Source organism: Oleiphilus sp. HI0086 (assembly GCF_001635225.1).
This window is the reverse complement of record NZ_LWFZ01001040.1, coordinates 12,446-38,896: the sequence shown is the minus strand read 5'-3', so window position 1 is coordinate 38,896 and position 26,451 is coordinate 12,446. Positions and strand designations below refer to the sequence as shown.

Sequence of the window (26,451 nt, the reverse complement as noted above, 5' to 3'; positions counted from 1 at the left end):
TCGACTCACCCGTGATGTCACCACCCCCGCGTATCCAAGGTAGGCCATTTCCTGCAATCTTTGAGGCCAGAATAATGTCACCTCGTTTACTCGAATTAGCTGCCAGCCAGTTACCTATCATCTTTTCTGTTTTGCCATAGGTATCGGCTGAAGGTGGCACTGCATACATCTCTGCTGTATCAATGAAGTTCACGCCTTGCGCCAAGGCGAAGTCGATTTGCTCACTGGCATCGCGCTGAGTATTTTGTGTGCCCCAGGTCATCGAGCCCAGGCATACTCGTGAAACATTAATGCCGCTGCTACCAAGTTTTGAATAGTTCATTGATCAAGCCTCTATTTAGTTTCGCTTATAGTAATAGATCTCCTTAGGTGCGGACAGTGTTTTTTCCAGGGGCTTTACCGCATTACTAGAACAGCTCGACCCCACAGCCACCTAAGCCACAGTAGCCGTCGGGATTCTTATCAAGGTATTGCTGGTGATATTCTTCAGCATAGTAAAACTCAGAGGCTTGTTTAATCTCGGTAGTGATTTCGCTAAACCCCCGCGCTGTTAGCGCTACTTGGTATTGTTGTAGGCTTTCATTAGCAAGTTTGCTTTGTTCGTCATTGAAGGTGTAAATGCCTGAACGGTATTGTGTTCCCTGGTCGTTACCTTGGCGCATGCCTTGTGTTGGGTTATGCGCCTCCCAAAATGTTTTTAGTAAGTCTGAGTATGATACTTGGGACGGATCATAAGCGACTAATACCACTTCATTATGGCCTGTCGATCCTGAGCAAACTTCTTGGTAGCTTGGGTTGGGCGTAAAGCCCGCGCTATAGCCTACCGCCGTAGAATAAACTCCTGCCAGTGACCAAAACTTTCGTTCGGCGCCCCAAAAACAGCCCATGCCAAACATTGCTTGTTTAATTCCAGAAGGAAAGGGGGGCAGCATTGAATTGCCAGTGACGGTATGGGTGGCGCTAATGCTAATTGCCTGATCGCGCCCTGGTAAGGCGTTTTCGGGTTTGATCATTTTGGCTTTTTCGGGCTTAAAAAACATAGGGATCTCGTCGCTTGGTGTGAGAAATTTTAAACTGCAGGCTTAGGGTGTCGCTAGTAATTGCTTCGCTTGGCGCACTCTCAACATGACATCATTATGATCCTCTTTCCTGATATGAGCTTGCACTAGCCTGGTTTTGACGATGACCGTTACCTTCTCTGCATCTTCCACAGTTCGGTTATGTGCTTTAAGCACTTTTGCAATCTCCTCAGCACTGGCTCCCTGGTTTTTCTTTAATAGCTGAATAATATCCTTTGCACACTGCTCTGCAGCCGGGTCGGGTTTGCTCATGCTTTTAAAAATTAATACGGCGATTACGATGATAAGAATAATAGGGATATAGGTATTCATTGCTGAGAATCCAGTTGTTTAGTCGGGCTTAGCCAATTGTACCTTATGATTCATTCTTGATGGTTGTTTTTTGAGCTTTGTTGACTACATTTAGAAGGCTTATCTGTTTATAAAACTATCAAAAATGAGAGGATGATATGAGCGAGGAAAGCGTCGATTTTGGCCCGTTGGAAGCGATGATTGGTACCTGGGAAGGTGATAAAGGTTTGGATGTCGCGCCTTTGCCAGGAAGTCAAAAAGAAGATAGCCCTTACTTTGAACGTATTGTTGTCGAACGAGTAGGGGATGTTGAAAATGCCAAGCAGCAGACGCTGGCGATTGTTCGCTACCATCAGGTTGTACGGCGTCAAAGCAATGGCGAGATCTTCCATGATGAGCTTGGCTATTGGATGTGGGACGCTGAACAGAAAATTGTTATGCACTCGCTACAAATCCCTAGAGCGGTTGGCCTTCTTGCTGGCGGATCCTATGACTCGAATGCAGGTACACCGGGAAAAATTAAGCTATTCGTACAAGCCAAAGATGGCGATGCTGACTGGGGAATTGTTCAGTCACCGTTTATGCAAAAAAACGCTCGCACGATCGCCTTTCGTCATGAAGTCACCATTGAAGGTGATACCTTAAGCTACTCCGAAACCACAGTGCTGGATATCTACGGCAAGACCTTTGATCACACTGATGCAAATGTTTTGACAAGAAAGACAGGTGCCGAGATAAAGCAGGATAACACTGTAGCCCAGGTTGTTGAGCTTGCTCCTAGCGGCTCTCAAACCTCAGATAACAGTCCGAATATAGCGGGTCGAAAGCCAATCAAAGCCGAATTAAAGTCGGGTGAAAGCTATGCTTGGTGCTCTTGTGGCTTGAGTAAGAATCAGCCATTCTGTGATGGTAGTCACCGCTCCACCTCATTTAAACCCAAGGTATTTAAGGTCGATGAAGATCAGGATGCCTGGTTGTGTATGTGTAAACATAGCAAGAACCCGCCTTATTGTGATGGTAGCCATAAGAACTTACCGAAACCTGGGGCAATTGCTGCGGAAGCCTCCTCTATACCAACGGGTACTGAAGAAGTCGCCGAAGAGCCAAGCTTGGCAGAGGTTAAAGCTTTGGCACAAGACGGTTTAGAGAAAACCGGTGGCCATGGTGAAATGGTAGCGATGGGAGTACCCCGTACGCAACTTCCAGAATGGGATGATATTCAAATCATGACCGCCCAGATGGCAACGAAGCCTTTGTTGGAAGATGAAAAAGTAGGGACGGAGTTGATCATCGGACCGAAAGCCAAAAAGCCTTTGGTATTAGATATCCCACTATTTGTTTCAGATATGAGCTTCGGTGCACTTTCAGAAGAAGCAAAGATCGCACTAGCAAGAGGGGCGGAATTAGCAGGGACGGGTATTTGTTCCGGGGAGGGCGGTATGCTGCCTGAGGAACAGGCCGAGAATAGCCGCTATTTCTATGAATTAGCGTCAGCGCAATTCGGCTTCTCTGAAGATGTTCTACAACAAGTTCAGGCCTTCCACTTTAAGGGTGGGCAAGGCGCGAAAACGGGTACCGGAGGTCATCTTCCAGGAGCCAAAGTGCGTGGAAAGGTTGCTGAGGTAAGAGGTTTGGCTGAAGGTGTGGATGCTATATCGCCTTCTTGTTTTCCTGAGATGAATGGCCCTAAAGATTTTAAACACTTCGCTGATCGCATTCGTGAGGTGTCGGGTGGTATCCCCATTGGCATGAAGTTATCTGCTAATCATATCGAGAGAGACATTGAGTTTGCCTTGCAAGCCAGTGCAGACTATCTGATTCTCGATGGCCGTGGTGGTGGTACTGGTGCAGCACCGAGTTTGTTTAGAGATCATATTTCTGTGCCTACTTTGCCAGCCTTGGCACGCGCTAGGCGCTACCTGGATGACCGTAAACGTCATGATGTCACGCTAATAATTACTGGTGGTTTGCGAGTGCCCTCAGACTTTATCAAAGCAATGTGCCTAGGGGCCGATGGCATTGCGATCTCAAACTCTGCTTTGCAATCTATTGGCTGCGTTGCTGCCAGGATGTGCAATACCAACCTTTGTCCGGCAGGCATTGCGACACAAAAACCTGAACTCAGAGCTAAGCTGGATATTGACACCTCTGCACAGCAGCTTGAACGCTTCTTTAAATCCTCGACACACTTGATGCAAGTGATGGCGAGAGCGTGTGGCCATGACCATTTGAGTAAGTTTACTCTGCAAGATATTGCGACTTGGAAAAAGGAGATTGCCGAATTAACGGGTATACCGTTTAGTGGCATGTAGAGATACCTTTTCCCAACAGTTGAATTAGTAACATGTCACCTTTTTGAGGTGGCTTGTCTTTGACATGTTAGTTTCCAAGAATCTGTGTCAGTGTGGGCTTTAGTTGAAGCTAGTTTTGATCGATAATGCTACAGCCAAGTAAAAACACCTGATAAGTTATCTTTAGCCTCACCCGCGAGTACGGTGCTTTTTAAGTTCTCCGCAGCACTTTCCGGGGTATCTAGGGATAGAGCATACTTGATGCCTTCATCTCCAGCCGGGTCGTGCAGACCGTCGGAGCACAGCATTAGTCTATCGCCCACAGCCAAGTCTAGAAAACCGATATCCAGATCAATGTTCTCATCAACACCTACCGCTCGAGTAATTGCATTGTTTTGAATGTTTTCTGTCGGTAGACCTGATTCTTTATATAAGTTATAGATTGAGTGGTCTGAAGACAATTGAGTTAGTTCACCGCGTCTCCATAAGTAAAGCCTGCTATCCCCAGCCCATAAGAAGGTAGATTTGTTATTCTCAAGCGCCAGAAGTACAACCGTGCTGCCACACGTTAGTTGATTATCCTTTGCATAGCTAAATATCTCGGTGTTTACATTTTGTATAGTTTGTTTAATTGCATCTACTTTGGAGAAAAGGTTTACTGGTAGTTCCTTTTCAGATAGTTGCCTTACAATCTCCTGGCTAGCTTTATCGCCATCAACATGACCGCCCATACCGTCAGCGACAAGCCATAATGAATCAGAATCTTTTACCAGGATTTCATCCTGGTTTTGAGTTCGTTTATTACCTACATCACTGAAACCAAATGATTGAATGTTGAAGGGGATAGTTTGTCCTTTGTTATTATCAGTCATAGTCGAGATATTCAGTTCGCTAGTAACATCTGAACGTTGAAAGTTTGAAAGAATGTCCAGGCCAGAAACCGCATCATCCGATTCTAGCTCGGTTGGCGGAGTGATGATGGCGTTCGGACTTTCATGGTCAGCTGCTATGGTTGTTGGGTAGAAGGTAGTGCACGGCTTCATTTTTGTTATTAACGCATTATCCCTTGCGTAGAAGCCTATTTAAGCATGCTGTAGGACTAATATCTATAGCCTATAATTTAAATTTACTAGGCTATTTAGGTGTGATTCGAATTCGTCGGCTCTGGCTAAGTATAATCGAACGACCCTTAATCGGAATCAAAAAATAGTCACCTGACTTCTTTCTGATTCCGGTTTTTGAACCTACACTGATTAACAGCGTCTAAGGACTTCTATAGCGACTGGAGAGTGTTAGTGAGCCGTGTTAACCCACTTGTTTTTGCAATGATTAGTTTACTTGTTTTCTGTTCGACACCCTTAGCTGCTTTTGAGGTTTTAGTGCTTGATCAGAACGGTAAACCGGTTAAAGACGCTTATGTAGCGATACCCGAAGGAAATATTGAGCAAGCAGAGGAAACGCCGGCCATTATGGATCAGCTTGATATTGCCTTTGTACCTCATGTATTGGCGATAGACCAAGGGCAAGCGGTTGTCTTTCCCAATAGTGATAATATCCGTCACCATGTCTATTCCTTTTCCCAACCCAAAAAGTTTGAAATTAAATTATATCAAGGAGTTCCCGAACAGCCGATTACCTTTAATCAGCCGGGTTTAGTGGCACTAGGTTGCAATATTCATGACTCAATGTTGGGCTATATCTATGTGTCACCATGGCCTAATTATGGTGTGAGCGATGAAAGCGGCAAACTTACCTTTTCTCAGACAGCTGAAGAACTGCTCATTTGGCATCCTCGCTTAGAGGGGAAAGCCGGTTTAGTTAGAAAAGCTATCGATAGTAAGCATGAAACAGTCACGATTACCTTGAAGCTCAAAAAGGAAAAGACGCGACGTCAGTTCAGAGCGTATAGAAGGGATCGCGATGGTTATTGACTTGAGCTTGCGAAAAAAAATCCTACTATCCTTTTTAAGTTTAATTATTGTCTCGTCGATTATGACGATTTCGGCAGTGTTATTAGCGACTAACAATAGTGTCGCTGAGCAGGCGAGAGAGAAGCTCGTCGTAGGTCAAAAGGTTTTTGAACAGTTACTGGCGCTGCGAGGTAACCAGTTGTTCGAGTCTGCTGAGGTACTGACCTCAGACTTTGGTTTTAAAGCCGCTGTGCTGGATCAGGACCGTTCAACTATTGGCTCAGTGCTCGACAATCATGGGGCTAGAATAGGCGCTGACTTGATGATGATCGCCTCACTCGAAGGTGACTTGATTGCCAGCACAGGTAAAAGCCAGAACTTCCCCTTTAAGCACTTGTTGTCAGAAGCAGAGGAAAATGGCGGTCTGATGCAAACCGTTGTATTAGATGGCTTACCCTACCAAATTCTGATGTTGCCGGTACTTGCGCCGGTTACGTCTGCCTGGACAGCCGTAGGTTTCCAAATTGACGATAAGCTTGCTCGGCAGTTAAAAGAGCTGACAACGCTGGAGGTGAGCTTTTCGGGTTGGGATAGCAATGAGCGCCGCTTTGAGTTGTCGACTCTGGATGAGCAGACTAACGCAGCAATGAGGGTCTATGAAACTCAGGGTGACTGGTTGCACATGACATACCAGGGAGAGTCTTTTTTAGCGCTGGTGACTTCATTGGTGAAGGCTGATAATTATCAAGTGAATGCGGTATTGAGTACCTCCTTGTCTTTGGCTATTGCCAAATTTTCACCACTAAAAATCCATATACTCATTATTGCATCCGTTGCATTGCTACTATCGGCTTTTATTGCCTTTATTATTGCCCGAAATATTACACGACCGGTTAATACGCTGGTGAGTGCGGCAGAACGAATTAGCCAGGGTGATTATAAGGGAGAAATTGATTTTGATCTTTTTAAGAAGAACGAGATAGGTAAACTAGCTAACAGCTTAAGTCATATGCAGCGGGGCATCGCTGATCGAGAAGACAAAATTCTCTATCAAGTCTTTCACGACACTTTGACGAGTTTGGCTAATCGCGCTTCGATACAAGAGAAGATTGAAACCCTGCTTGAGCAAAGCGATGGTGATTCAGACATATTTGCACTGATGCAGGTGAATGTTCGTCACTTCAAACAAGTGAATACGACCTTTGGTTATCATATCGGCGACCAGCTTCTAATTAGTATTGCCAAGCGCCTTTCTTCGCTGATGGGTGAGGATGATAGTGCTGCAAGGCTGGGGGCGGATGAGTTCTTGTTATTGCTCAAGGCAGATACAGAACCAGAAGTATCTGCACGAGCGAATCGAATTTTAGAAGCGATTATTGAGCCCTATCAAATAAACGAGCTTAAGCTCCCCATTGCATTTACCTCGGGTGTGGTTTTATATCCACAGCATGGTCAACGAACTGATGAATTAATGAGGCGTGTGGACATAGCGCTCAATGAAGCGAATGAGCAGAAGCTTGCTTTGTTGCTTTATCAGCCAGGTAGTGATGAAAAGCATCTTAAGCAAACGCGCCTGGTCAACGATTTGAAAGAGGCGATCGATCAAGATTCCTTATGCATGTTCTATCAGCCAAAGCTGGAGCTTAAGCAAGGCAAAGTCACCCAGGTTGAGGCATTGATTCGTTGGATTCATCCCGAGTTGGGCTTTATCTCACCTGAAGAGTTCATTGGTCTTGCTGAACAGTCTGGCTTGATGCCACCGCTAACGCGTTGGGTGATTGCTAGTGTATTGCGTGAAGCCGCTGCTTGGAGAACTCAAGGGATAGACCTAAAAATGGCGGTCAATCTCTCGGCTTATGATCTGGCCAACGATGACCTACCCGATTATGTGGCGCAAGAGCTTGAGAAAAACGGCCTCTCTACTTCTTCGCTAATTCTTGAAGTCACCGAAAGTGCGATGATTGATAACCCGGTTCAAGCCCTAAAAGTGCTTAATCAATTAAGAGACCAAGGGATTATCTTGGCGATTGATGATTATGGCACAGGCTATTCATCTTTGAGCCAACTTAAAGATTTACCCGTAGACGAGCTAAAGATCGATATGGCCTTTGTTTTGAAACTGGATGAAAGTAAATATGACCAGGCTATTGTCCAGTCAACGATAGACATGGCTCATCAGCTCGGTTTAACTGTCGTTGCTGAAGGGGTTGAAAACAGAGCGTCTTGGGCCTTACTCGAAACATGGGGATGCGATAAGTTACAAGGTTACTATATCTCTCGCCCACAAAACTCGGCAGACTTTGTTACCTGGTTTAAAGGCTATGATGTAAACAGTGAGTACTAGCATTATTTTTTCGATGAACAAGGCTAAACAAAGCATTCAGAATAAAACACTCTTCAGTTATCTGTGCCGCCTTGCTTCTAGTCGCTTTGATCAGCAGCGCACTTGTGCATGCAAAGCAGAATAGCCCACACCGCTTTATCGGCAATGTGACGCTTGTTACCAACTATCAAGACAGCGGAAATACATGGCTCAATGGTGGGCTGGGACGTTTTGGACAGGGTGACCAGGATAGCTCGGTTTCAGGCCTATTTGAATCAAATATCGAGTATCGGTACCGGCCTTCTTCTGCCTTTCAATTGAGTACTCATATCCAAGCACAAGGTACGAGTAATGATAGCTCCGTTCGCTCTCTTGGGGTGATAGAGTGGAGCGCAAGGTATCGTCATGATATCGACTTCAATCAAGCGCTTAGTGTTAAGCTGGGCCAGTTTTTCTTACCGACCTCAATGGAAAATATAGATCGCTTCTGGGAATCCCCTTATACCATTAGCTACTCTTCGCTCAATAGCTGGATAGGTGAGGAGTTTCACCCTATCGGCTTAGACATGTCTTATCGTTATCATTTTGATAGTGGGCCAGAGTTATCGGCAGCTGCAACGATCTTTGGTGGTAATGATTCAATGGGCGCTTTGTTGGCCTATAGAGGTTGGACTTACGGGCGTCAGCGCACGGTATTGGGTGATGTATTGGCCTTGCCTGAGCTCAGCAACCTTCAAGACGGGCAGATTTTTGCGGGGCAGCGAGATGACGGTACTAAACCTTTTGGTCGAGATCTTGATGGTCGGCCAGGGTATGCGCTGAGGTCATCACTGGCTTTGGATGAGCTGAATATAAAGCTCACTTGGGTCGATAACCGGGGCGATACGACACTTCTACATGCAGAATATGCCTGGAAAACCCGCTTTGCTATGGCTGGCTTGGCTTGGCGTATTAGTGAGGGCTGGGAGTTCTTATCGGAAGCCTCTCAAGGCAGCTCTGAAATGGGAGCGGGTCCTGGCATTGATATAGATTTCTACAGCCTGTACGGCATGTTTTCCTACCGTCTGAATGACTATCGAATCAGCTATCGCTATGACCAGTTTGGTATTGATGACCAAGATCAGATGGACCAAGAAAATAACGAGTTTGGGCGTAGTCATACCTTAGCGTTAATGTGGCAGGAAGAAGACAGTGCGCTGCGCTTAGGGGCGGAAGTCTTGTTCCTTAAGGGTAAGCGATACCGCGTACTTGAGGGCCCGCAAGTCTATCGTGACAGCGATTCTATTAGTGTCAGTATGTTGGCTCAGTATACCTTCTAGAATATGCGAAGGCTCAGCAAGCCAATAAATGGAAGAGCCTTGCTTTCATTGTGAGTTAGGGGACTAAAATTACTTTACCAATATTCTTGCGTTGCTCGATATGCTCATGCGCTTTGGCTGCATCCTTGAAGGAAAACGTGCTATCGACATGAGGCTTGATCCAGCCTTCAGCATAGCCTTTTAGTATCTCTTTCATCCAGATATCAATCTTCTTATGTTCATGCCATAAATGCCCCATATTGACACCATATACGCCTTTGTTCTGATCCATTAAACCAAAAGGGTGATAAAAAGGTGTTTGCACAATCATCTTAAGCATATTCAACTTGCCTTTGATTCCCGAGTCGGACACAGAGGAAATACCAAACATGCCTAGTCGGCCGGTGTTAGCTAAGGCACTGTAACTTTTTTTCAGGTTATCGCCGCCAATAGGGTCTGTGATCAAGTCGACACCGCGGCTATTGGTGAGGGCGAGAAGTTCTTTCTTCCAATCCTGGGTACGGTAATCTATTGCGTGATCCAAGCCCTTTTCTTTTAAGAACTTGTGCTTCCTTGAGCTAGCAGTACCATAAATTGTAGCGCCAATATGCTTGGCGATTTCCAGTGCAGCAAGACCGACACCACCTCCCACATTGTGAATGAGAACGCTCTCATGAGCTTGTAAGCCTCCCATCGCGACGAGTAATTGGTAGGCGGTAAGGTAGTTTACGGGGATTGCTGCTGCGGCTTCGAAGGAGAGCGTTTCTGGTTTATCAAATACTTGTTGTAGGGGCACTGTGACTTGCTCAGCTTGGCCGCCAAAGCGTGTTAAGGCGATAACTTCCTTGCCTAGCCAGGATTCATCTACGCCTGTGCCGATAGCATCAATGACACCCGATACTTCATAGCCAACGGTACAAGGCGTTTTCGGCGCATCAGGGTAGAGGCCTTGTCGAGCCAAAATATCAGCAAAATTCAATCCCGCAGCTTTCACTGCAATACGAACTTCCTTATCACCAGCCACCAGGTCGGCAGCCTCTTGAACTTGTAATACATTTGCTTTCCCGCTATTGCTTATGATGATTTTTTTCATGATGCGCTCCTTGAACTTGACTGGTGCTAAAACTAACTCAGTTCAGAGAATGAGAAAACCCTTACTTTTCGGAATGGTGTTTTCAATAATCTGGTTCAAACTCGAATGAAGCGAAAAGTTGGTCTGCGTAGTTTGTTAGTTCAAGTGTTGCTGCGTGAGTTTCATAGCGTCGGCTTAGCGTCGTGCTGATTAGTACGTTTGCGAAGCCGGGGTGAGGACAGGTCAGGGTGATACTGTCTATCAGCGCTGGGCCGGGCTTTGCTCGACCTCGCCAGTCTTCGCTATTACTGGTTTGACGAATGCATAATTCGCCATAGCGTGTATCAATGGCTTGTGCCTGGTGATGGAGGACTAAACCTTTTGGCTGCCGTTCTAATTGCAGGTGGCGCTTTAGTGCCTGTAAGTGCGCGTTGGCACTCGAATACATACCGCTTCTTGGGCCGCGAGTTAAGGTGACTAGAATGGAGTAACTATCGTCTTGGTTTAATTGGCTGAGTTTCAGACGATGACTTGTGCCATATACGACTGCAAACCAGGGTGTTTCTGTAGGCACTTCAAAAGAGAAAGTAAAGCCATCAACACGCTGACCGGGTTTAATGTTGGTCTGATCAAAGCTGGCGCAAGCTGATAAAAACAGTGCTAATAGGACTATTGAGCGCTTTATTATTAGCGTTATTGGCTTATAGGAAGTTAGCATCTGCTTACTTTAGCATTTAGGAGGTGTTCCATCTAGTTTAGTTGCCAGAATGGCGTTTAATATTTTGGCCTATTGTAATGTAAATCGTGTTGGCCGACTTTGCATGCGACCCACTATATTTGCTAGGCTTCTCGTGAATTCAATCATTAGCAAAAGGAATTTGCGATGCCGATAAATTGGAAAGACCTGCCCGACGTGTCTCCTCATGATGCCCAAAGGGAAGTTAAGAATCACAGCCCCTTTCAGGAGAACGACCTATGAATATGGACACGGCGCTTCACGCCCTAAAATCTTACTTTGGCTATGATGCCTTTCGCCTCAATCAGGCGGGTGCCATCGAACGTACACTTAAGGGCCAGTCTAGCCTGGTGATTATGCCTACCGGTGGTGGTAAGTCTATTTGTTACCAGCTGCCCGCTGTCATGCTGGACGGTTTGAGTATTGTTGTCTCACCTCTTATCGCACTAATGCAGGATCAAGTCTCAGCACTTCAACTTAGCGGTATTCAAGCTGAGGCGCTAAATAGTGCCTGCAGCAGTGATGAGGAGCAGATGATTCGAACCCGAGCGGAAAGTGGTGCACTTAAGCTTTTATATGTATCACCCGAACGCGCTGTTTCAAGAGGTTTTTTGAATTGGGTGAGTCGTTTGAATATCGTGCAAATTGCCATTGATGAAGCGCACTGTGTTTCAATATGGGGGAATGACTTCCGTCCTGAATATACTCGCCTAACCGAGCTGATACGTTTGTTCTCCAATGTGCCGGTAGCCGCCTTGACTGCAACCGCAGATACTGCGACACAGCAAGATATTCGTCAGCAACTAGGCTTGGTCAACTGCGAGACCTTTGTATCCAGTTTTGAGCGTAAAAATATTGAAATAGAGGTCTTGCCAGCTAAAAAACGAATTCAGGTGATCTACCAGTTTCTGCAAACGCAAGGCAAGGAAGCCGGTATTATTTATTGCTTGAGCCGCCGCAGTACCGAAGAAACGGCAGCGAAATTACGTGATGCCGGATACATTGCCGAGCATTATCACGGAGCGATGAATAGTGAACGTAGGGCAGAGGTGCAAGACAAGTTCTTGCGTGATGATATCCAGATAGTCTGCGCTACCATCGCCTTTGGTATGGGTATCGATAAACCGAATATTCGCTGGGTAATTCACTATAACCTGCCAAAAAATATTGAAAGCTATTATCAGGAAATGGGCCGTGCCGGGCGAGATGGCGAAGAGGCCAAAGCGCTACTGTTTGCAGGTTTTGGTGATATGAAAACCCTGACAGGCTTTATCGAAGATAGCGATGCCGATGAGCGCTTCAAACAAGTGCAATTAGCCAAGCTTAGCCGGCTTTGGGAGTTTACCCAGACGCTTTCTTGTCGTACCAATTTTGTTCTGAATTACTTTGGTGAGCATCGAGAAGAAGGTTGTGGGCACTGCGACCACTGCATTCATCCACCCAAAAGCTTCGATGGCACAGTCATCGCTCAGAAAGCCCTGTCTGCTTGCTTTAGAGTTCAGCAGCGCAATTTGGCTGTAGGTATTAATATGTTAATTGATATCTTGAGAGCTTCATCGAGTCGCGCGGTATTGGAGTCGGGTCTAAATACTATCAAGACCTACGGCGCAGGTAAGGACATCGCCTGGAAAGACTGGTCTCACTACATTACACAGCTGATTGATCGCGGCTATCTATCACTCGACTTTTCTCAAGGCAGTACACTGCATCTGACGGACTTATCGATGGCTGTTTTGAAAGGAGATAAGACAGTTCAGCTATGTGAGCCTGTAGATCCAAAAATCAATCAGGTTGAGAAAAAAGTGAACAAGCACGCCGATCTTAGCGAGGCTGAGCATCTTTTGTTTGAGGCATTAAAAGGGCTCAGAAAAGAAATTTCGCAGAAGGATAAAGTTCAGGGCTATACCGTTTTTTCAGATGCAAGCTTAAAAGACATGTCTCGGCTTAAGCCTGGGAACTTAGCCGCCTTCTTGACGGTCAGCGGTGTGGGGGATCATAAGTGTGAGAAGTATGGTGAGTCCTTCGTTGCCTTAATATCCAGCTTGGTTGATGAGAGTGATCGCTTACTTATTGATGGGCCTGTGCGGAAAAAGTTGCCGCCTAAACCTGCGCGTAGTGACTTTACTATGGCGAAACTAGGCGATACGCATCGAGAGACCTTTTCGCTCTATCAGCAAGGGCAGTCACCCAATGAGATCGCCAAAACGAGAGGTTTAAGTAAGTCTACGATAATTAGCCATATATATCGTCTGGCTTTTCATGGGGAAGACGTTGATGTCAGTACGATGATATCGCCAGAACAAATAGCGGGTATTCAGGCACAATGGCTAAGCTTGAACAAGCCTGAACGAATCAAACCAGTATTCGAGGCCTTGGGTGAGGGCTATGACTGGGAACAGATACGTTACGCGGTATGTTTGAGCGATACAGAGGTTTAAACCTAGTAGCTCTCTATAATGTCATAGTGCAGTTGCCCGCCTTTATTATGGCTACGATATAGGTGAAATTGATTAATCTGGTAAGGCCTGGCGATGGGCTCTTGATTGACGAATGCGTCGATATAGGCCTTATCCATACTGTGCTTACAGTGCGCCAACGTGATATGTGGGGTGAACTGACGGGAGTCGATTTTGATGCCCGCTTCGCGTAGTGAGTGGCTAATCATTTTTTGCAGCCGAGCTAAGTCATCATTCAGGGCGAGCCCGAGCCATAAAATGTTCTTACTCTTTTTAGGGGAAAAGACTCCGGTTTGAGTGAAGTGAGTACTAAAGGCATTGAATTGGATATTCTGCAGTGCTTGGCTGACCACCTTAGGCTCTGCTTCACCAATAAACTGTAAGGTCATATGCAAGAGTTCAGGGCGAAGTAAGCGAGCGCCCTCAGCTGTTGGCGGCTGATACTGTAACACTTCAGCTTGTGTTGTATTTGATAAGGGGGTTGCGATAAAGAGCCTCATAGCTTTTCCACTATTCATTATCTTGTGAGAAATATCCCGGACAGTCTGCGCCACATGCCGGGCACTTAGCTTTGCCTTGATTCTGCTAGCTAATTACTTTTTCCTTTTATCAATGGCCTCTATACTTATCAGTATTGGGGTTAAGTTTGTCAATCTCAATGTGCCGAGTCGATTTCCCTTGCACAAACGGAGGGCTTCACCTATGAATTTGAGTCGTTCTCCTGCCGTGGCAGGACAGTTTTACCCGTCCAACCCGCAGCAGCTGCGCGCTAATATTGATGACTGTATGAAAATCGCCTTGTCGGTCTTGCCAGAAGTACCGGCAGCTCAGCCAAAAGCGATTATCGTGCCTCATGCAGGGTATATCTATTCAGGTGCGGTCGCTGCCTCGGCTTACGCGAGTTTGCTACCCTATGTCGATAAAATCAAACGAGTCGTTCTCTTGGGGCCATCCCATCATTATGGTTTTAAAGGTTTGGCCAGTAGCCACTTCCATAGCTATGAGACTCCCTTGGGAATGATCGAACTTGATTACCTAGCGACCCAAAAACTTGAGCTTAAGGGGCTAGCTCAAACGCTTGACCAGGCCCACCTTCAGGAGCATAGCCTCGAAGTTCAATTACCTTTTCTACAAGCGCTATTAGGCGACTTCAGTTTGCTTCCCTTAGTTGTTGGAGATGCGGATAAGCATCAGGTTGCCAAGGTGATTGATTCCTTATGGGGTGGCGAAGATACCTTGTTTGTCATCAGTTCTGACCTGAGTCATTTTCTGAGCTACGAAGTCGCTAGTAAAAAGGATAGCAAGACTGCCGAAGCTATCGACACGCTTCAGGCAGACTTGATTGAATATGACGATGCCTGTGGCCGAAACCCGGTGAATGGATTACTTCAAATCGCACTAAAACGTGATCTGACGCCGCATCGCTTGGCACTGTGTAATTCAGGTGATACTGCTGGAGATAAAGATAGAGTGGTTGGCTACGGTGCTTGGAGTTTTACCTAAGCTAGCGTATTTATAAAAGGAGAAATGCCTTGAATGAACAGCATCAGCAGCAACTGATCGCTATAGCACAAGCATCTATCAGGCATGGCTTAGATCACGGTAGGCCTTTGTCCGTTCAAATCGGTGACTATGATGCTGAGCTAGAAAAAGAGTTTGCCAGCTTTGTTACATTGAAAATTAGCGGAGAATTACGCGGCTGTATAGGTTCCCTTCAGGCTTATCGGCCTCTAGTGCTCGATATTGCAGAGAATGCTTACCGTGCAGCATTTAATGACTCCCGCTTTTCGCCTATGTCACAGAGCGAATACGAGAAACTCCAATATCATATTTCTGTACTCAGCACCCCAGAGCCGATGCAGGTGAATTCAGAGCAAGACTTACTATCTCAACTACGTGTCGGTATAGATGGCCTGATATTGACGTTGGGTAATCGAAGAGCAACTTTTCTACCCTCTGTCTGGGAGCAGCTGCCAGATAAGTCTGATTTTTTAAATCACCTTAAAGCCAAAGCTGGATTGACGTTGGACTATTGGAATGAATCAATAGAACTTGAACGCTACACTGTAGAGAGTTTTGGTGATTAGCCCTATAGATAAGGACCTTATTAAGATAGTATTTATGACTGTTCGCAATTAAGCCCTGCCGGAGGGTCCTTTTGTTATCATCACTTTTTTCTAGAAAGCGTCCCAACAAAAAAAACGACATGTTGAATGAAGGTCTTCAGTTAGCCATGGCTTTTGGTAAGAACTGGCAAGTCTCGACACAGGAACGCTTCGCTAAAAAATACCCGACTCTCTCGGCCGCGGAACTGGACGAATATAACCAGCTTTTCTTATCAGCGCTTAAATACGCTCATGACACAGCTTTTGTTTTGGCGACCAACTTTAAAGCGCATAACAATATCGAAAAGTTTAAGGAAATATATTGCGCAAAGTACAACTGGGTGTCAGAAGAAAACCTAAAGCCTTTATATAAACAAGGGCTGTATTATGTCGAGCGACAATTGGCGGCAGAATAAAAACGCCTGTTTTTTATTCTGACCTCAACTTTCATTCTTCCACCGTATCTTATTTTTCTTTGCTCTTATGAACAACGCAATATCATTGTTTACCCAGTTCTTTATCTTAGGTTGCACTAGTTTTGGTGGGCCAGCCGCTCACTTAGGCTATTTTCGTAAAACCTTCGTTGAAGACAAAAAGTGGATTTCCGAATCTTCATATAGCCAGCTAATCGCTTTAAGCCAGTTTCTACCTGGCCCCGGATCTAGTCAGGTAGGATTCGCTATTGGCCTTCATCGTATGGGCTTACTTGGAGGAGTCTTGGCTTTTGTGGGGTTTACCTTGCCTTCTTTCCTTATCATGCTGCTAGTAGCCGTGGGTTTAACGAACTTTGGTTCCAACGCTATTCTAGATTCTCTTATTCACGTATTTAAGTTACTCGCCGTTGCGGTAGTGGCTGACGCAGTATTATCGATGGGGAAGTCCTTTTGCCAAACTAAAACAACGCAACTCTTGGCTTTCGTTACATGCCTCATCATATGGCTTTTCCCCGTTCCGTTTGTTCAAATACTCTGTATCTCGGCTGCTGCAATGTTTGGTTTATTTTCTCTACGTAGCAAGTCTGTAGAGAAAGCTGGCCGTATTGGTTTGTCATTTTCATTCAGTACATTATTTTTTATTGTGCTCTTCGTTGTGTGCCTCTCCGGTGTTTTAGATGGCTTTGCCTTGTTTTCCGAAACCTTCCTCGCTGGCAGTTTAGTCTTTGGTGGTGGCCATGTGGTGCTGCCTTTACTACAAGATTATTTCGCCCAATCCATAGGACATGAAAGTTTTATCACCGGTTATGCGGTCGCCCAAGCGTTGCCAGGGCCCTTGTTCACTTTCGCCACGTACTTAGGGGCGATGAGTCACGAGAGCCCGCTAATAGGCGCATTTATCGCTACATTGGGGATTTTCTTGCCGGGGTTCTTACTTGTCTTAGCGTTTAACCAACACTGGAAAGTTTTGGCCGAGCATCCAAGAGTGTCGGGTGCCATTGTGGGTGTTAATGCAAGCGTGGTGGGTTTATTAGCAGCAACGCTCTATAGCCCTGTATTTATTACTTCTGTAAAAGAGCCTATAGATATGGCCGTTGTCGCAAGTATTTTTGTTTTACTGCGTTCCTTCAAACTGTCAATTATTCGGATCATTCTATTGGTTCTTGTTTATGGTTTGTTACGTGCTTGGTTTTCATAAAGTAGTGTAATAAGCAAAGCCACTAAACAATCGTTACTTCCACTGCCAGGGTTCTTCTTCAATGTATTTCTAGTCAAAGGTTGCACTATCTATTAATATATATATGTGCAACTTGAGGATGATTATATGGCCAACCCAAATGTTACGTTACGAGTTTCTGGCAGCTTACGCAGCCACTTAGAAGAATGTACCGGCTTAAACGGAGAATATGAGACTCCCAGTGAGTATTTACGAGATCTTATTCGTAGAGATATGGAGCGGAAAGATTCGGCTAAGTGGGAACGTGTTAGGTCTTCTTTAAATGAAGGCTTGAGATTTGAAGAAAGCGAATTTAAACCAATAAAACGAGATGAATTTAAAAATAGAGCTTTGAAAAGAAATGGCCTAAAAAATGACGATTGAAGCTAAATACTCCCCTTTAGCCATGGCTCAGCTAGATAGTATTTGGGATTATGGTTTTCAACGATTTGGAGAAAACCAAGCTGACAAGTATATTGATGGGCTTTTTGACGCTATAGATGAAATTTCAAACACCGGTAAACACAATGGTTTAAGACCCCGAGTTTTTCCTCTTGATATGATCTCAGACATCACAACTGAAAGTATTCATTTTACTCGTTATGAGAATGAGGTGATTTACCTGAAGGAGCTTAAAAGTGGTGGGGTAGGTGTCATAAGTATACTTGGTGTAAGAATGGATACGCCGAATAGGCTCAAGGAGATATTGGCTAACCCGTTATCGGTAATTTAATAAAGCTGCGTGCTCAAAGTCAAAAATCTGCGACAGCCTTAAATCAGGACAATGAGGCCATATTGATAATGGCCTATTAGGTGTGCCTGTGGCACTTTAACGACCAAGCCGACCATGTCTGTTAAAAACAGGCTACGACTGAAAACTTCATATCCCTAGCCGGGCATCGTTTACTTGTACTTGGCTTTCCTCGCGATGTTATTCGCTGCACTTTGATAAGGCGAAAACTCGTCGACATGGGCTTTATTCTCTTTAAATTTTCCATGCTTGGCGACAGCTCGGTCCGGGTAGACTCTTCGGTGAGCCGGGTATTCCATGCTGAGTCGAGAGTATTGGGATTGTGCTTGTTTAGATAACATCCATTCTAGAAAATCTTGCGCGAGTTCTTTATTGTCGGAATCGGCTACGACGCCTGCGCCGGTGATATCGATATGCACACCGCCGTCTTTCTGTTCAGGCCAGAAGAGTTTTATTTTTGAATTCGGGTGAGTCAAAAGGTGGCGAGGCAAGTAATAGGAGTAGGCGATTGTTAGCTCACAAGCTCCTGTTTCCAGTGCAGTGAATAATTCTAAGTCGTCCGACATAGGTGAATGGACGAGATTGCTTACCCAGCCTTTCATTACCGTCTTCATTTTTGCTTCGCCATAACGGTGGCTTAGGTCTGCTAGCAGTGATTGGGAATACTCAGTTCTTGATGAGCGTAAACACAGCTTGCCTTTCCATTTACTATCGGCGAGAGCGGCGTAGGTGTTGGCATAAGTCTGCAGTTCAGATTCGCTAAGCTTTTCAGGGTGATAAGCAATCGCCTGGGCGCGTTTCGCTATTGCAAACCAGTCATCATCTTTTGAACGAAGGTGTTCAGGCAGTGTTTTTTTCAGGATACGAGAAGAGATACTGGCAAGCACGCCTTTTTGAGAGGCCAGTGACAGATTGAGTGCGCCTGTCGTTAGGAAGATATCCGCCGGGCTTTCCTCTCCTTCAGCTTCGAGCTTTCGGATGAGTGCTTCACTGCTGTTAATGGTGTAGCTGACCGAAACACCTGTTTCAGAAGCGTAGCGATTGAACATCGGTGTTAGATAACTCGCATTACGCGATGAGTACACCATAAGCTCTTCGGCTTGAGCGGGGGTGAAGCAGAAAGGAAGGCTAATACTTATCACCAGCAGTTTAAGTGGTCGAAAAAGTCTCATGTTTATGTCCGTTCGGGTGCGATGGTATTGAATAAGGCTTGCTTATGATGGGGATGCCCAGCGACGAATTAGGTTGTGATAAAGGCCGCTTAAGGTCGTGACTTGATTATGGTCAGAGCCAAGTTCCGCGCTTAGGTTTTGAATGCTTTGGTCGAGTTCATAAAGCGTTTGTCTTTGGCTATCTTCACGCACCATGCTTTGCGTCCAGAAGAACGATGCTAGGCGTTGCCCTCTTGTGACGGGGCTAACCTGATGCAAACTGGTGGAAGGGTAGAGCACCATATCCCCCGCGTCTAATTTGACACTTTGTATGCCGTACTGAGTATGAATTTGGAGCTCGCCACCTTCATATTCTTCTGGCGAATTCAGAAATAAAGTGGATGAAACATCGGTGCGCATTGTTTGAGCGGTGCCCGGTATTTGCATCAGGGAACCATCGATATGATTGCCGTAGGTTTCGCCTTCTCCGTAGCAATTAAATTTTGGCGGGAAGATTTTGTCAGGCAGTGCCGCAGAGATAAAAACAGGATGTTGAGATATCTTGCGCAGAATTTCACGGCCCAGTTGTTGAGCGGTGTCGCCCAGGTCATCGAGTTGACGATTGTGTTTGACGTGAATAGCGATGCCACCGGCGGTTTGGCTGCCATCACGCCACGAGGATTTATCCAGGGCACTTCGGAATTGCTTCACTTCTTCGCTTGATAACACTTTGGGTATGACGATTAGCATAAAGGAGTCCCCAGCTTTCTAAGGTTTGCATGACGAATTTCTTGGATTGTACGACAGCCCGTCATCGCCATGGTGTATTCAAGCTCCTCTTTGAGTAGCTTGATCAGGTGAGCGACACCTAAGGCACCGGCAATGCTTAAGGCATAGACTTGCAAACGTCCAATCAGAACGGCATCAGCGCCTAGGGCAATGGCTTTGAATATATCGGCACCACTACGAATGCCACTGTCAAAAAGAATCGGGTATTCATCGCCCAAGGCTTGGCGAATGTCGGGTAGTACCGTCAAGCTTGCGGGTACGCCATCCAGGGCTCTGCCGCCATGGTTTGACACGACGATCCCTGCGATGCCTAGATCTTTTAGGTAAGTAGCATCTTCAGTGCTCATAATGCCTTTTGCCCATACCGGGACATGGCTGATCGCAATGATTTTCTTAAGCAGCTCGAGTGAAACAGCCTTTTGAACATGCTGCTGGAAAATGCCGGCTGCTCCAGCGCTTTGAACGCCGTTATTTGGGTAGTCACTTAGGTTGACTGGCTGTAATTCTTTCGGCATTTGAAAGCCGGATCGTAGTGTTTGGTGGCTGGGTGCTTGTAGTGGTGTGTCCAGTGTTAGCATAATGGCCTGATAACCGCTTAGTAATGCTCGTTGAAGCAAGTGTAGCGTTGCCTCTTCACTGTCTTGTGCATAGAGTTGAAACCAGCGAATTGCGCCTGGCTCACTTGGGGCGGTTTCCTCTAGTTTAACGCTGGCTAAGGTGCTAGAGATTAAGCCAATACCCATGGCATCGGCGGCATGCGCAGTGGCTAGCTCGCCATCCGGGTGTACGAGTTTTTGATAGGCGACTGGTGCGAGCATAAAAGGCACGCTCAAGTCTGCTTCAGCAAATTTGATATCTGTCTTACTAGTACTCATGTCTTGCAGCAGACGAGGCTGCAATGCAAGTTGTTCGAAGGCGCTGCGATTGCGGCGAAGACTTAGGTCTTTCCCACTACCGTTGGCAATATAGTTGAATCGGTCTTTGGCAATAAAGCGTTCAGCCAAGCTCTCGTAGTCCTGAGCGCAACAGACCTCCGCGGGAATATGATCCAAGGGGGCGAGTATCGTTGTTTCCTGCATCGCTATATATTCTCTTGATGATAAAAAGGGGAAAAGTGGGTGGCAGTTCCACCCACTTTTTAGTGCAAGAGGCTATAGACTAAAGTCAAGCGTCACGCGTGCGTTGCGACGGTCGCCGATGTAATTAAAGGCGCCGGATCGGTAAGCGGCCAAGTAATAATCGGTATCGAAGATGTTGCCGACATTAAGACGCAGGCTTAGGTCCTGGCTATGCTTGTAAGTCGCGAAGGCATCAAAGACTGTGTAACCTGGAATACCTCTTTCTTCATTCGCTGCGGTATCAGGTTGGCCGACAAAACGCTCGTCTTCATAAGTGGCTGTACCACCTATCGCCCATTGTGGCGTAGCCTGATATTTCACATGTAGCGAAGCAGAGGTATCTGCAAAGTTTGCTAGGGTTTTTCCTTCATCCTCTTCGTTAATGGATTCCAATACTTCGGCATCCATCACAGCAATACCTGCAGCCATACTGATTTTGTCAGTGATATTCCCCGTTAAGCCAAGTTCGATACCTTCTACTCGGTTCTTGCCTGTGTTCAGTGAGCCCAGCGTGCTATAGCTATCGCCAGAGGGGCTCTCCATCACATCATTTTTTGTGATGCGGAATAGCGCGGCTGTCGCAAGTAACTTGCCATCGTTTAATTGCCACTTCGTTCCAACCTCAATGCTTTGTGTTTTCTCCGGGTCACCTAATTGAGGGTCGCTGGCATCGACACAGATACCACCATAGCCACAGCTAGTGCCTACATCCGACTCACCACCATTCAAGTTGGTTGCAGTCGAGAAGCTGGCATAGACGTTTGCATTGTCCATAAACCGATAGCTGGCACCGATATGGCCGTTCCAATAGCCACCGTCGTCAGCAAATTCAGTCCACTCACTTTCTAAGGGCCCGCTTCGGCCATCCGGGTCATAGTTTGCGAAGGTGCTGTAGTCGTAATAGTCGTAACGAACGCCACCAAAGGCTGTCCAATTATCACTTAACTCGACGGTATCCATGAAATAGAGCGCAAGGGTTTCAACATTCCAATCTGAGTCTTTATCACCTTGGGCAATATCTCGTTGAATCAATGTATTGAGGTCTGTCGCGGTATTACCATTTTCGTCTGACCAACAATAGCCTTCCCCAACACCACGTCGACCTGAAGTGAAGCAGTTTGAGGCTCCTTCAGAAGTGTAGCTATAGACGCCGTTGATAACCGTTTGGTCGGTATATTCGACACCAATCACGATGTCATGAACTGTCTCGCCGAGTTCTTTTGTAGTCAGAAAATTAAATTGATTGGCAAAATAATCAACGTCTTGCCAGCCTTGATGAGTACTTAACGAAGCAGTTTCAAAGCCATTGGTATCATTCGTAGCATCATCAAGTGTTGGGTAAGCTGTTGTACCTCGGGCTCCTGTCGCAACATAACCATTCTCGGTAATACCGTAGCGAGTCAGATTCACAATGCTCGAAGTTGGGCTAAATTCATAACCAACACGCAGCGTTGCAGTACTGGTTTCAGATTTCAGAAAGTCCTCATCTTGCACATAAGAAGGGATATCTTTAACAGGTTTGCCGGTATCACCATCTATGTAGGTACCTAAGTCCGGGCTATCTTCGCCTCGGAAATGATAGACATCCGCAACGATTTCTAGCTGATCTGTTACCTGGTGAGATAGTGAGATTGCTGCACCGGCGCGATTTCGGTCAGCCGGGTCACGGTCGGGAACATTTTCACCTGACTTAAGCAGGTTAACACGTAGGGCAGTGTCATAATCAATGACCTGGTTGATATCAGCCGTGACGCGGTGGTGCCAATCGGTGCCGATACCGATAGAGCCTTTCGCAAAGTCATACTCGGTGCTTGCACGTTTGGTTGCCGAGTTCACCGCTCCACCTGTTGTGCCGCGCCCTGCAAAGCTCGCGCTAGGGCCTTTACTGATTTCAACTTGCTCAACAGCGAAACTTTCACGAATGGTCATGCCCGGGTCGCGTAAGCCGTCGACGAAGACATCACTGCGCGCTTCATGACCACGAATAACATAGCGGTCACCAAAGGCATTTCCGTTTTCGCCTGTTCCCAGGGTAATGCCAGGCTGACCATCCAAAATAGTGCGCAAGTCACTACGGCCAGACTCGGCGACCTGTGTAGTCGTCACAACATTTATTGTTGCCGGAGTTTCAGCCAGTGTTCTTGTTCGGCGAGGGTCAGAAAGGCGTTCCGCTAGGTAAGGGGAACCTGGTGTCGCATAAGGGTTTGTGTCGGGTGTGACAGACTCTTCAATTTTAAGCTTATCAAGCTTGATGCTTTCTGGAGTGGGCTCTTCAGCGCTTGCCATACCCGTCATTAGAGCACCGGATATCGCCAGGGCTAATGTTCCAGAAGAACGAGTCGTAGAAAAAGTTTTCGGGTTTTGTGCAGTGTGGTTTGTTTCCGAGTCTCGGGCCGGATTATTAATGTTGTGAGACATGATACTTCCTTAAAAAAGCGTGTTGGATGAGTTAAGTGAAAATTCAATCGGCAAGGTAAGGTCGAGACCGTCCTTGCTCAATTCTTCTGGTATCGCTGGAAAGGGGGTAGCTCGTAGCAGCATGTCTAGAGCTTCCTGATCCAGGCGAGGGTCTCCCGAACTTTTTGTAATCCTTGGTCGTTTTAGACGACCATTTGTTTTTAGATAAAAATTAACGTGAACAGTGCCGGTCACGCCTGCTCGGCGGGCACTTCGAGGGTAGCGTTTATGGCGCGCAGCATGGGCGAGAATACGAGAAAGATAAGTTTGCTGAATAGCTGGTTTACCTCCTGTCGTAGTGCTTTTCCCTGTTCCCGTTGCTTTGATAGTTGCTCGACTGTTTTGTTTACTATCAAATATGTCTTCCTGAGTTTTGCTGTCTTCAGCCTGCTTTGTTTCTGCTTGCTTAGTTTCTGGTTGAGTCGTTTCTAGCTTTTTAGCCACCTGCTCAGGAGCAGCAAGCTCGGCTGGCAGATCTGCTTGTTTCTTCTCCAGATCAATTGTTTCGACGGGTGTGGGTTCTTCTATTGTTTCTTCTATTGCTTCAAGCGCTGGTTCGATTTCTGCGACTTCGTCTGGTGTTTGGGCTTCTTTGATATCGACAAGCTCTTCTTGAACTTGCTCGTTGGGTGCTTCTTCACTTGAGGCCGCGGCACTGGTATCCACAAAGCTTCCTGCCAGACCCAAGCCTGCTATTAAACCGTCTTCACCTGCTTGTTGAGCTCCGCTCATGGCAATAGCAGAGGGCGAGCTATAGATGCTATAAGCTAGTGCCAGGGAAAAGTGGAGCGCGATCGCAAAGAGACTTGCTGTTGTTATGTGAGCACTTTTTATCTTCATGGCTGAATCGTCTGAATGCTCAGGCTTTCCATGCCGTAAGTTCGTGCCAGCTTTAGCACCGGGTCTAATGCAGAAGCGGGAAGCTGGCGGTGAATGCGTATACTCAGTTCTGTGATCGTCTGATCAGAAAACACTTTGCTAAGTTCGTCATTAACTTGCTCACCTTCCAGTAAGTATTCTCCATTTGCATGAATTTCCAGTACCAGCGTCTTCGCGTCCACTTTCTGATCATTTTGTGAATTGGGCAATTCCAGGCTCTTGCTTGGCGATTTAATCTGACCGGCCACCATAAAGAAGATCAATAACAAGAAGACGATATTGATCGCAGGGACCATATTGCCGTCCAGGTTAAGGCTATTGTTTTTGGACGCTTCGATATGAATAAGCTTCATCGCGATACCGACTCGGCAAGGTTGAGATTGCTCACGCCCTGAGCACGGCAAAAATCAAGAACAGACACCAAACTTTGGATATCAACTTGGCTGAGTGCCGCAACAATAAGAGAGCTCTGCTGCATCGCAATATCCTTTAAGCCCTCGCTGAGAGCTGCATCGCTAAGTGAGTATTGGGTGCCATTTAATTCGAGCAAATTCCTATCGAGAATCAACAGGCGGTTTTGTTCTGCACTTGAGTGCGCGCCCTGAGATAACTGCCCAAGTTCAATTTGCCGAAATTGACTGAAGCTAGAGGTGAGCATAAAGAACAGCAGCAGGATAAACACCACATCAATGAGTGGCGTTAGGCTGACGAGGTTCTTAGGTTTTGTTTGAACCTTAAGCAACATGAAGAGTCTCGTTCACCATCTTGGTAGGGCTGTCGTTGGTAGGGGTGTTGTTCGCAGAGAACTTAGTGAAGACACGACTTACCGAGTCATTGATGTGATGGGCAACACGCTCGGCTCGACGGTCAAACCAGGCATAAGCTGCCGCAACGGGGATAGCGACGGCTAAGCCAGCGGCTGTGGTGAGCAAGGCTTGCCAGATACCGCCTGAGAGTACAGCGGGGTCGACATTGGATCCGGCTGACTGCATTTGCTGAAAGGCCTCAATCATACCAAGCACGGTTCCCATCAAACCTAGTAATGGGCTTAAGGTGGCAATGACTTCCAATGGCTTCAGCAATCCGCGCAAGTCCATGATGATTTGATTGGCTTGGCGTGTCAGCTCTCGCTCAAGAATGTTTTGATCTTCGTTGGCTAGGTGACCATCCATGGCATGACGAACTAGCTTTGGAATGGCTTGCTTATTGTCTAAGGTATTGAGTGCCTCGTCATAACGGCCTTGTTCCCATGCGGACAAGCTGGCTTCCAACTCTGCACTTTGTTCGACCTTCGCCGAAAAGTACTGCCAACATTTCAACAAAACGATAGACAGGGATATTACCGAAAGGGCAAGAAGAATCCAGACGACTGGGCCACCGATATTCAATAGTTCAATCAGAGGGTCAAGCATATTAGCGTTCAAGTTACTTGCTTGGTTGGGAGTAATTTCGGCTTGCATGTGGGGGGATTCCAAATAAATCATTATTAATAATGCAAATGATAATGATTATCATGAAGCATTGCAATAGAGGTGTTATGACGGGAGAATTATCTGCTGAGGAGCCCCTCGTTGGTCGGCAGGGGGCTCCATGCCCAAATATCAAAAGTTGAATTGTTGTAGTGTTTGTTTAGAATGCTGGCATGACTAAACCCTTGCGTGCTTTATTTCACTACTTCCTGGCCCTTACGATGCTCTTTGCATCGAGCTTTGCCATGTTTCATGCAAGTGAACATCTTCGTTTGGATAATCCCGCGAAGCACGTGGAGAGCAGCTTTGCACCTTACCTGCTAAGTCATGACGATCATGTTCATCATCAGCATTCCAGTGGTTCTCAAGACCATGAGGAGCTTGCTACTGAGCATGCATTTGAGTCTTTGTGTGAAGCTTGTCTGATTGTTTCTTCCCTTACTGGCTGTGTACCGAGTGATGTCTTTTCCGGTTTAGTCTCTGTAGGCCTTAGCTATAAACGGCCCGGTCAGCAGGATGAATCAAACCATACACACCTTAGCTTTCTCGCTAGAGCGCCACCTTTTAAGGCTTAGTTTTTATTTCTAAAGTCTTATTATTTTATTGTGCGTCAGCACAGCGTTTTA

The 26,451-nt window shown here is 46.2% G+C and carries 27 protein-coding genes; 12 read left to right on the top strand and 15 right to left on the bottom strand.

Annotation, left to right across the window (positions count from 1 at the left end):
- From A3756_RS18695 to A3756_RS18685, 3 genes are all read right to left on the bottom strand, one after another.
- On the bottom strand, window positions 1-322 hold a 322-nt coding region (locus tag A3756_RS18695; protein WP_197481379.1), incomplete at its 3' end, for an aldo/keto reductase.
- An 85-nt stretch (window positions 323-407) separates the two neighbouring features.
- Window positions 408-1,040, bottom strand: coding sequence for a peptide-methionine (S)-S-oxide reductase MsrA (gene msrA, locus A3756_RS18690; protein WP_082865364.1), 633 nt, complete (start codon window positions 1,038-1,040; stop codon window positions 408-410).
- A gap of 42 nt (window positions 1,041-1,082) precedes the next feature.
- Window positions 1,083-1,391 carry a hypothetical protein gene (locus A3756_RS18685; RefSeq protein WP_068513352.1) on the bottom strand — a complete coding sequence of 103 codons (309 nt, stop codon included), beginning with the start codon at window positions 1,389-1,391 and terminating at the stop codon, window positions 1,083-1,085.
- 137 nt (window positions 1,392-1,528) lie between these two features.
- On the opposite strand from A3756_RS18685, the gene A3756_RS18680 reads away from it, so the two are divergent.
- The gene (locus A3756_RS18680; RefSeq protein WP_082865363.1) at window positions 1,529-3,682 is read left to right on the top strand and encodes a glutamate synthase-related protein; all 2,154 of its coding nucleotides are present in this window, start codon (window positions 1,529-1,531) and stop codon (window positions 3,680-3,682) included.
- Between the two features lie 128 nt (window positions 3,683-3,810).
- Here A3756_RS18680 and A3756_RS18675 read toward each other — a convergent pair whose 3' ends face one another.
- Window positions 3,811-4,704: a PP2C family serine/threonine-protein phosphatase gene (locus tag A3756_RS18675; RefSeq protein WP_082865362.1), complete on the bottom strand. Its 894-nt coding sequence runs from the start codon at window positions 4,702-4,704 to the stop codon at window positions 3,811-3,813.
- Between the two features lie 252 nt (window positions 4,705-4,956).
- Between A3756_RS18675 and A3756_RS18670 the strand changes: the two genes are divergently transcribed.
- From A3756_RS18670 to A3756_RS18660, 3 genes are all read left to right on the top strand, one after another.
- A complete protein-coding gene (locus tag A3756_RS18670; protein WP_082865361.1) occupies window positions 4,957-5,592 on the top strand; it encodes a methylamine utilization protein in 636 nt (211 codons plus the stop codon).
- Window positions 5,582-7,915 carry an EAL domain-containing protein gene (locus A3756_RS18665; RefSeq protein ID WP_068554262.1) on the top strand — a complete coding sequence of 778 codons (2,334 nt, stop codon included), beginning with the start codon at window positions 5,582-5,584 and terminating at the stop codon, window positions 7,913-7,915. The genes A3756_RS18670 and A3756_RS18665 overlap by 11 nt, the downstream gene beginning before the upstream one ends.
- 104 nt (window positions 7,916-8,019) lie before the next feature.
- Window positions 8,020-9,213 (top strand): hypothetical protein, encoded by a 1,194-nt coding sequence (locus A3756_RS18660; protein ID WP_068750128.1) that lies wholly within the window; start codon window positions 8,020-8,022, stop codon window positions 9,211-9,213.
- 55 nt (window positions 9,214-9,268) lie between these two features.
- Here the strand turns inward: A3756_RS18660 and A3756_RS18655 are convergent, their stop codons facing one another.
- The gene (locus tag A3756_RS18655; protein ID WP_068513341.1) at window positions 9,269-10,285 is read right to left on the bottom strand and encodes a medium chain dehydrogenase/reductase family protein; all 1,017 of its coding nucleotides are present in this window, start codon (window positions 10,283-10,285) and stop codon (window positions 9,269-9,271) included.
- Window positions 10,286-10,367: 82 nt separating this feature from the next.
- Window positions 10,368-10,982, bottom strand: coding sequence for a hypothetical protein (locus tag A3756_RS18650; RefSeq protein WP_068509688.1), 615 nt, complete (start codon window positions 10,980-10,982; stop codon window positions 10,368-10,370).
- Window positions 10,983-11,239: 257 nt separating this feature from the next.
- Here A3756_RS18650 and recQ point away from each other — a divergent pair, with 257 nt between their 5' ends.
- Window positions 11,240-13,438 carry a DNA helicase RecQ gene (recQ, locus tag A3756_RS18645; RefSeq protein WP_068554258.1) on the top strand — a complete coding sequence of 733 codons (2,199 nt, stop codon included), beginning with the start codon at window positions 11,240-11,242 and terminating at the stop codon, window positions 13,436-13,438.
- Window positions 13,439-13,440: 2 nt separating this feature from the next.
- Here recQ and thpR read toward each other — a convergent pair whose 3' ends face one another.
- Window positions 13,441-13,956: an RNA 2',3'-cyclic phosphodiesterase gene (thpR, locus tag A3756_RS18640; RefSeq protein ID WP_068554256.1), complete on the bottom strand. Its 516-nt coding sequence runs from the start codon at window positions 13,954-13,956 to the stop codon at window positions 13,441-13,443.
- 202 nt (window positions 13,957-14,158) lie between these two features.
- On the opposite strand from thpR, the gene amrB reads away from it, so the two are divergent.
- From amrB to A3756_RS18610, 6 genes are all read left to right on the top strand, one after another.
- Entirely contained in the window at window positions 14,159-14,959 is an 801-nt protein-coding gene (amrB, locus tag A3756_RS18635) for an AmmeMemoRadiSam system protein B (protein ID WP_068554254.1), read from the top strand.
- A 29-nt stretch (window positions 14,960-14,988) separates the two neighbouring features.
- Window positions 14,989-15,543, top strand: coding sequence for an AmmeMemoRadiSam system protein A (gene amrA / locus A3756_RS18630; RefSeq protein ID WP_082865359.1), 555 nt, complete (start codon window positions 14,989-14,991; stop codon window positions 15,541-15,543).
- Between the two features lie 71 nt (window positions 15,544-15,614).
- The gene (locus A3756_RS18625) at window positions 15,615-15,977 is read left to right on the top strand and encodes a hypothetical protein (protein WP_156490594.1); all 363 of its coding nucleotides are present in this window, start codon (window positions 15,615-15,617) and stop codon (window positions 15,975-15,977) included.
- Between the two features lie 67 nt (window positions 15,978-16,044).
- On the top strand, window positions 16,045-17,193 hold the full coding sequence (chrA, locus tag A3756_RS18620; RefSeq protein ID WP_068554248.1) for a chromate efflux transporter: 1,149 nt from the start codon (window positions 16,045-16,047) through the stop codon (window positions 17,191-17,193).
- Between the two features lie 126 nt (window positions 17,194-17,319).
- Window positions 17,320-17,595, top strand: coding sequence for a hypothetical protein (locus A3756_RS18615; RefSeq protein ID WP_068513326.1), 276 nt, complete (start codon window positions 17,320-17,322; stop codon window positions 17,593-17,595).
- On the top strand, window positions 17,585-17,944 hold the full coding sequence (locus A3756_RS18610; RefSeq protein ID WP_068513323.1) for a type II toxin-antitoxin system RelE/ParE family toxin: 360 nt from the start codon (window positions 17,585-17,587) through the stop codon (window positions 17,942-17,944). The genes A3756_RS18615 and A3756_RS18610 overlap by 11 nt, the downstream gene beginning before the upstream one ends.
- Before the next feature lie 170 nt (window positions 17,945-18,114).
- Here A3756_RS18610 and A3756_RS18605 read toward each other — a convergent pair whose 3' ends face one another.
- The 8 genes from A3756_RS18605 to A3756_RS18570 all read right to left on the bottom strand — a co-directional run bounded on the left by A3756_RS18605 (window position 18,115) and on the right by A3756_RS18570 (window position 25,816).
- Window positions 18,115-19,134 (bottom strand): extracellular solute-binding protein, encoded by a 1,020-nt coding sequence (locus tag A3756_RS18605; RefSeq protein WP_068554246.1) that lies wholly within the window; start codon window positions 19,132-19,134, stop codon window positions 18,115-18,117.
- 42 nt (window positions 19,135-19,176) lie between these two features.
- On the bottom strand, window positions 19,177-19,863 hold the full coding sequence (locus A3756_RS18600; RefSeq protein ID WP_068554244.1) for a Fe2+-dependent dioxygenase: 687 nt from the start codon (window positions 19,861-19,863) through the stop codon (window positions 19,177-19,179).
- On the bottom strand, window positions 19,857-20,981 hold the full coding sequence (locus A3756_RS18595; RefSeq protein WP_068554242.1) for an alpha-hydroxy acid oxidase: 1,125 nt from the start codon (window positions 20,979-20,981) through the stop codon (window positions 19,857-19,859). The genes A3756_RS18600 and A3756_RS18595 overlap by 7 nt, the downstream gene beginning before the upstream one ends.
- Before the next feature lie 72 nt (window positions 20,982-21,053).
- Complete coding sequence (locus A3756_RS18590; RefSeq protein WP_068554240.1) at window positions 21,054-23,438, bottom strand: TonB-dependent siderophore receptor; 2,385 nt, start codon at window positions 23,436-23,438, stop codon at window positions 21,054-21,056.
- A gap of 9 nt (window positions 23,439-23,447) precedes the next feature.
- Window positions 23,448-24,317 carry an energy transducer TonB gene (locus A3756_RS18585; RefSeq protein WP_068513311.1) on the bottom strand — a complete coding sequence of 290 codons (870 nt, stop codon included), beginning with the start codon at window positions 24,315-24,317 and terminating at the stop codon, window positions 23,448-23,450.
- Entirely contained in the window at window positions 24,314-24,709 is a 396-nt protein-coding gene (locus A3756_RS18580; protein WP_068513307.1) for a biopolymer transporter ExbD, read from the bottom strand. Before A3756_RS18580 ends, A3756_RS18585 begins: the two co-directional genes overlap by 4 nt.
- Window positions 24,706-25,101 (bottom strand): biopolymer transporter ExbD, encoded by a 396-nt coding sequence (locus tag A3756_RS18575; protein ID WP_068513304.1) that lies wholly within the window; start codon window positions 25,099-25,101, stop codon window positions 24,706-24,708. The genes A3756_RS18580 and A3756_RS18575 overlap by 4 nt, the downstream gene beginning before the upstream one ends.
- Window positions 25,091-25,816, bottom strand: coding sequence for a MotA/TolQ/ExbB proton channel family protein (locus tag A3756_RS18570; RefSeq protein ID WP_068513301.1), 726 nt, complete (start codon window positions 25,814-25,816; stop codon window positions 25,091-25,093). Before A3756_RS18570 ends, A3756_RS18575 begins: the two co-directional genes overlap by 11 nt.
- Before the next feature lie 182 nt (window positions 25,817-25,998).
- Between A3756_RS18570 and A3756_RS18565 the strand changes: the two genes are divergently transcribed.
- A complete protein-coding gene (locus tag A3756_RS18565; protein WP_068513298.1) occupies window positions 25,999-26,400 on the top strand; it encodes a hypothetical protein in 402 nt (133 codons plus the stop codon).
- Window positions 26,401-26,451 lie beyond the last annotated feature (51 nt).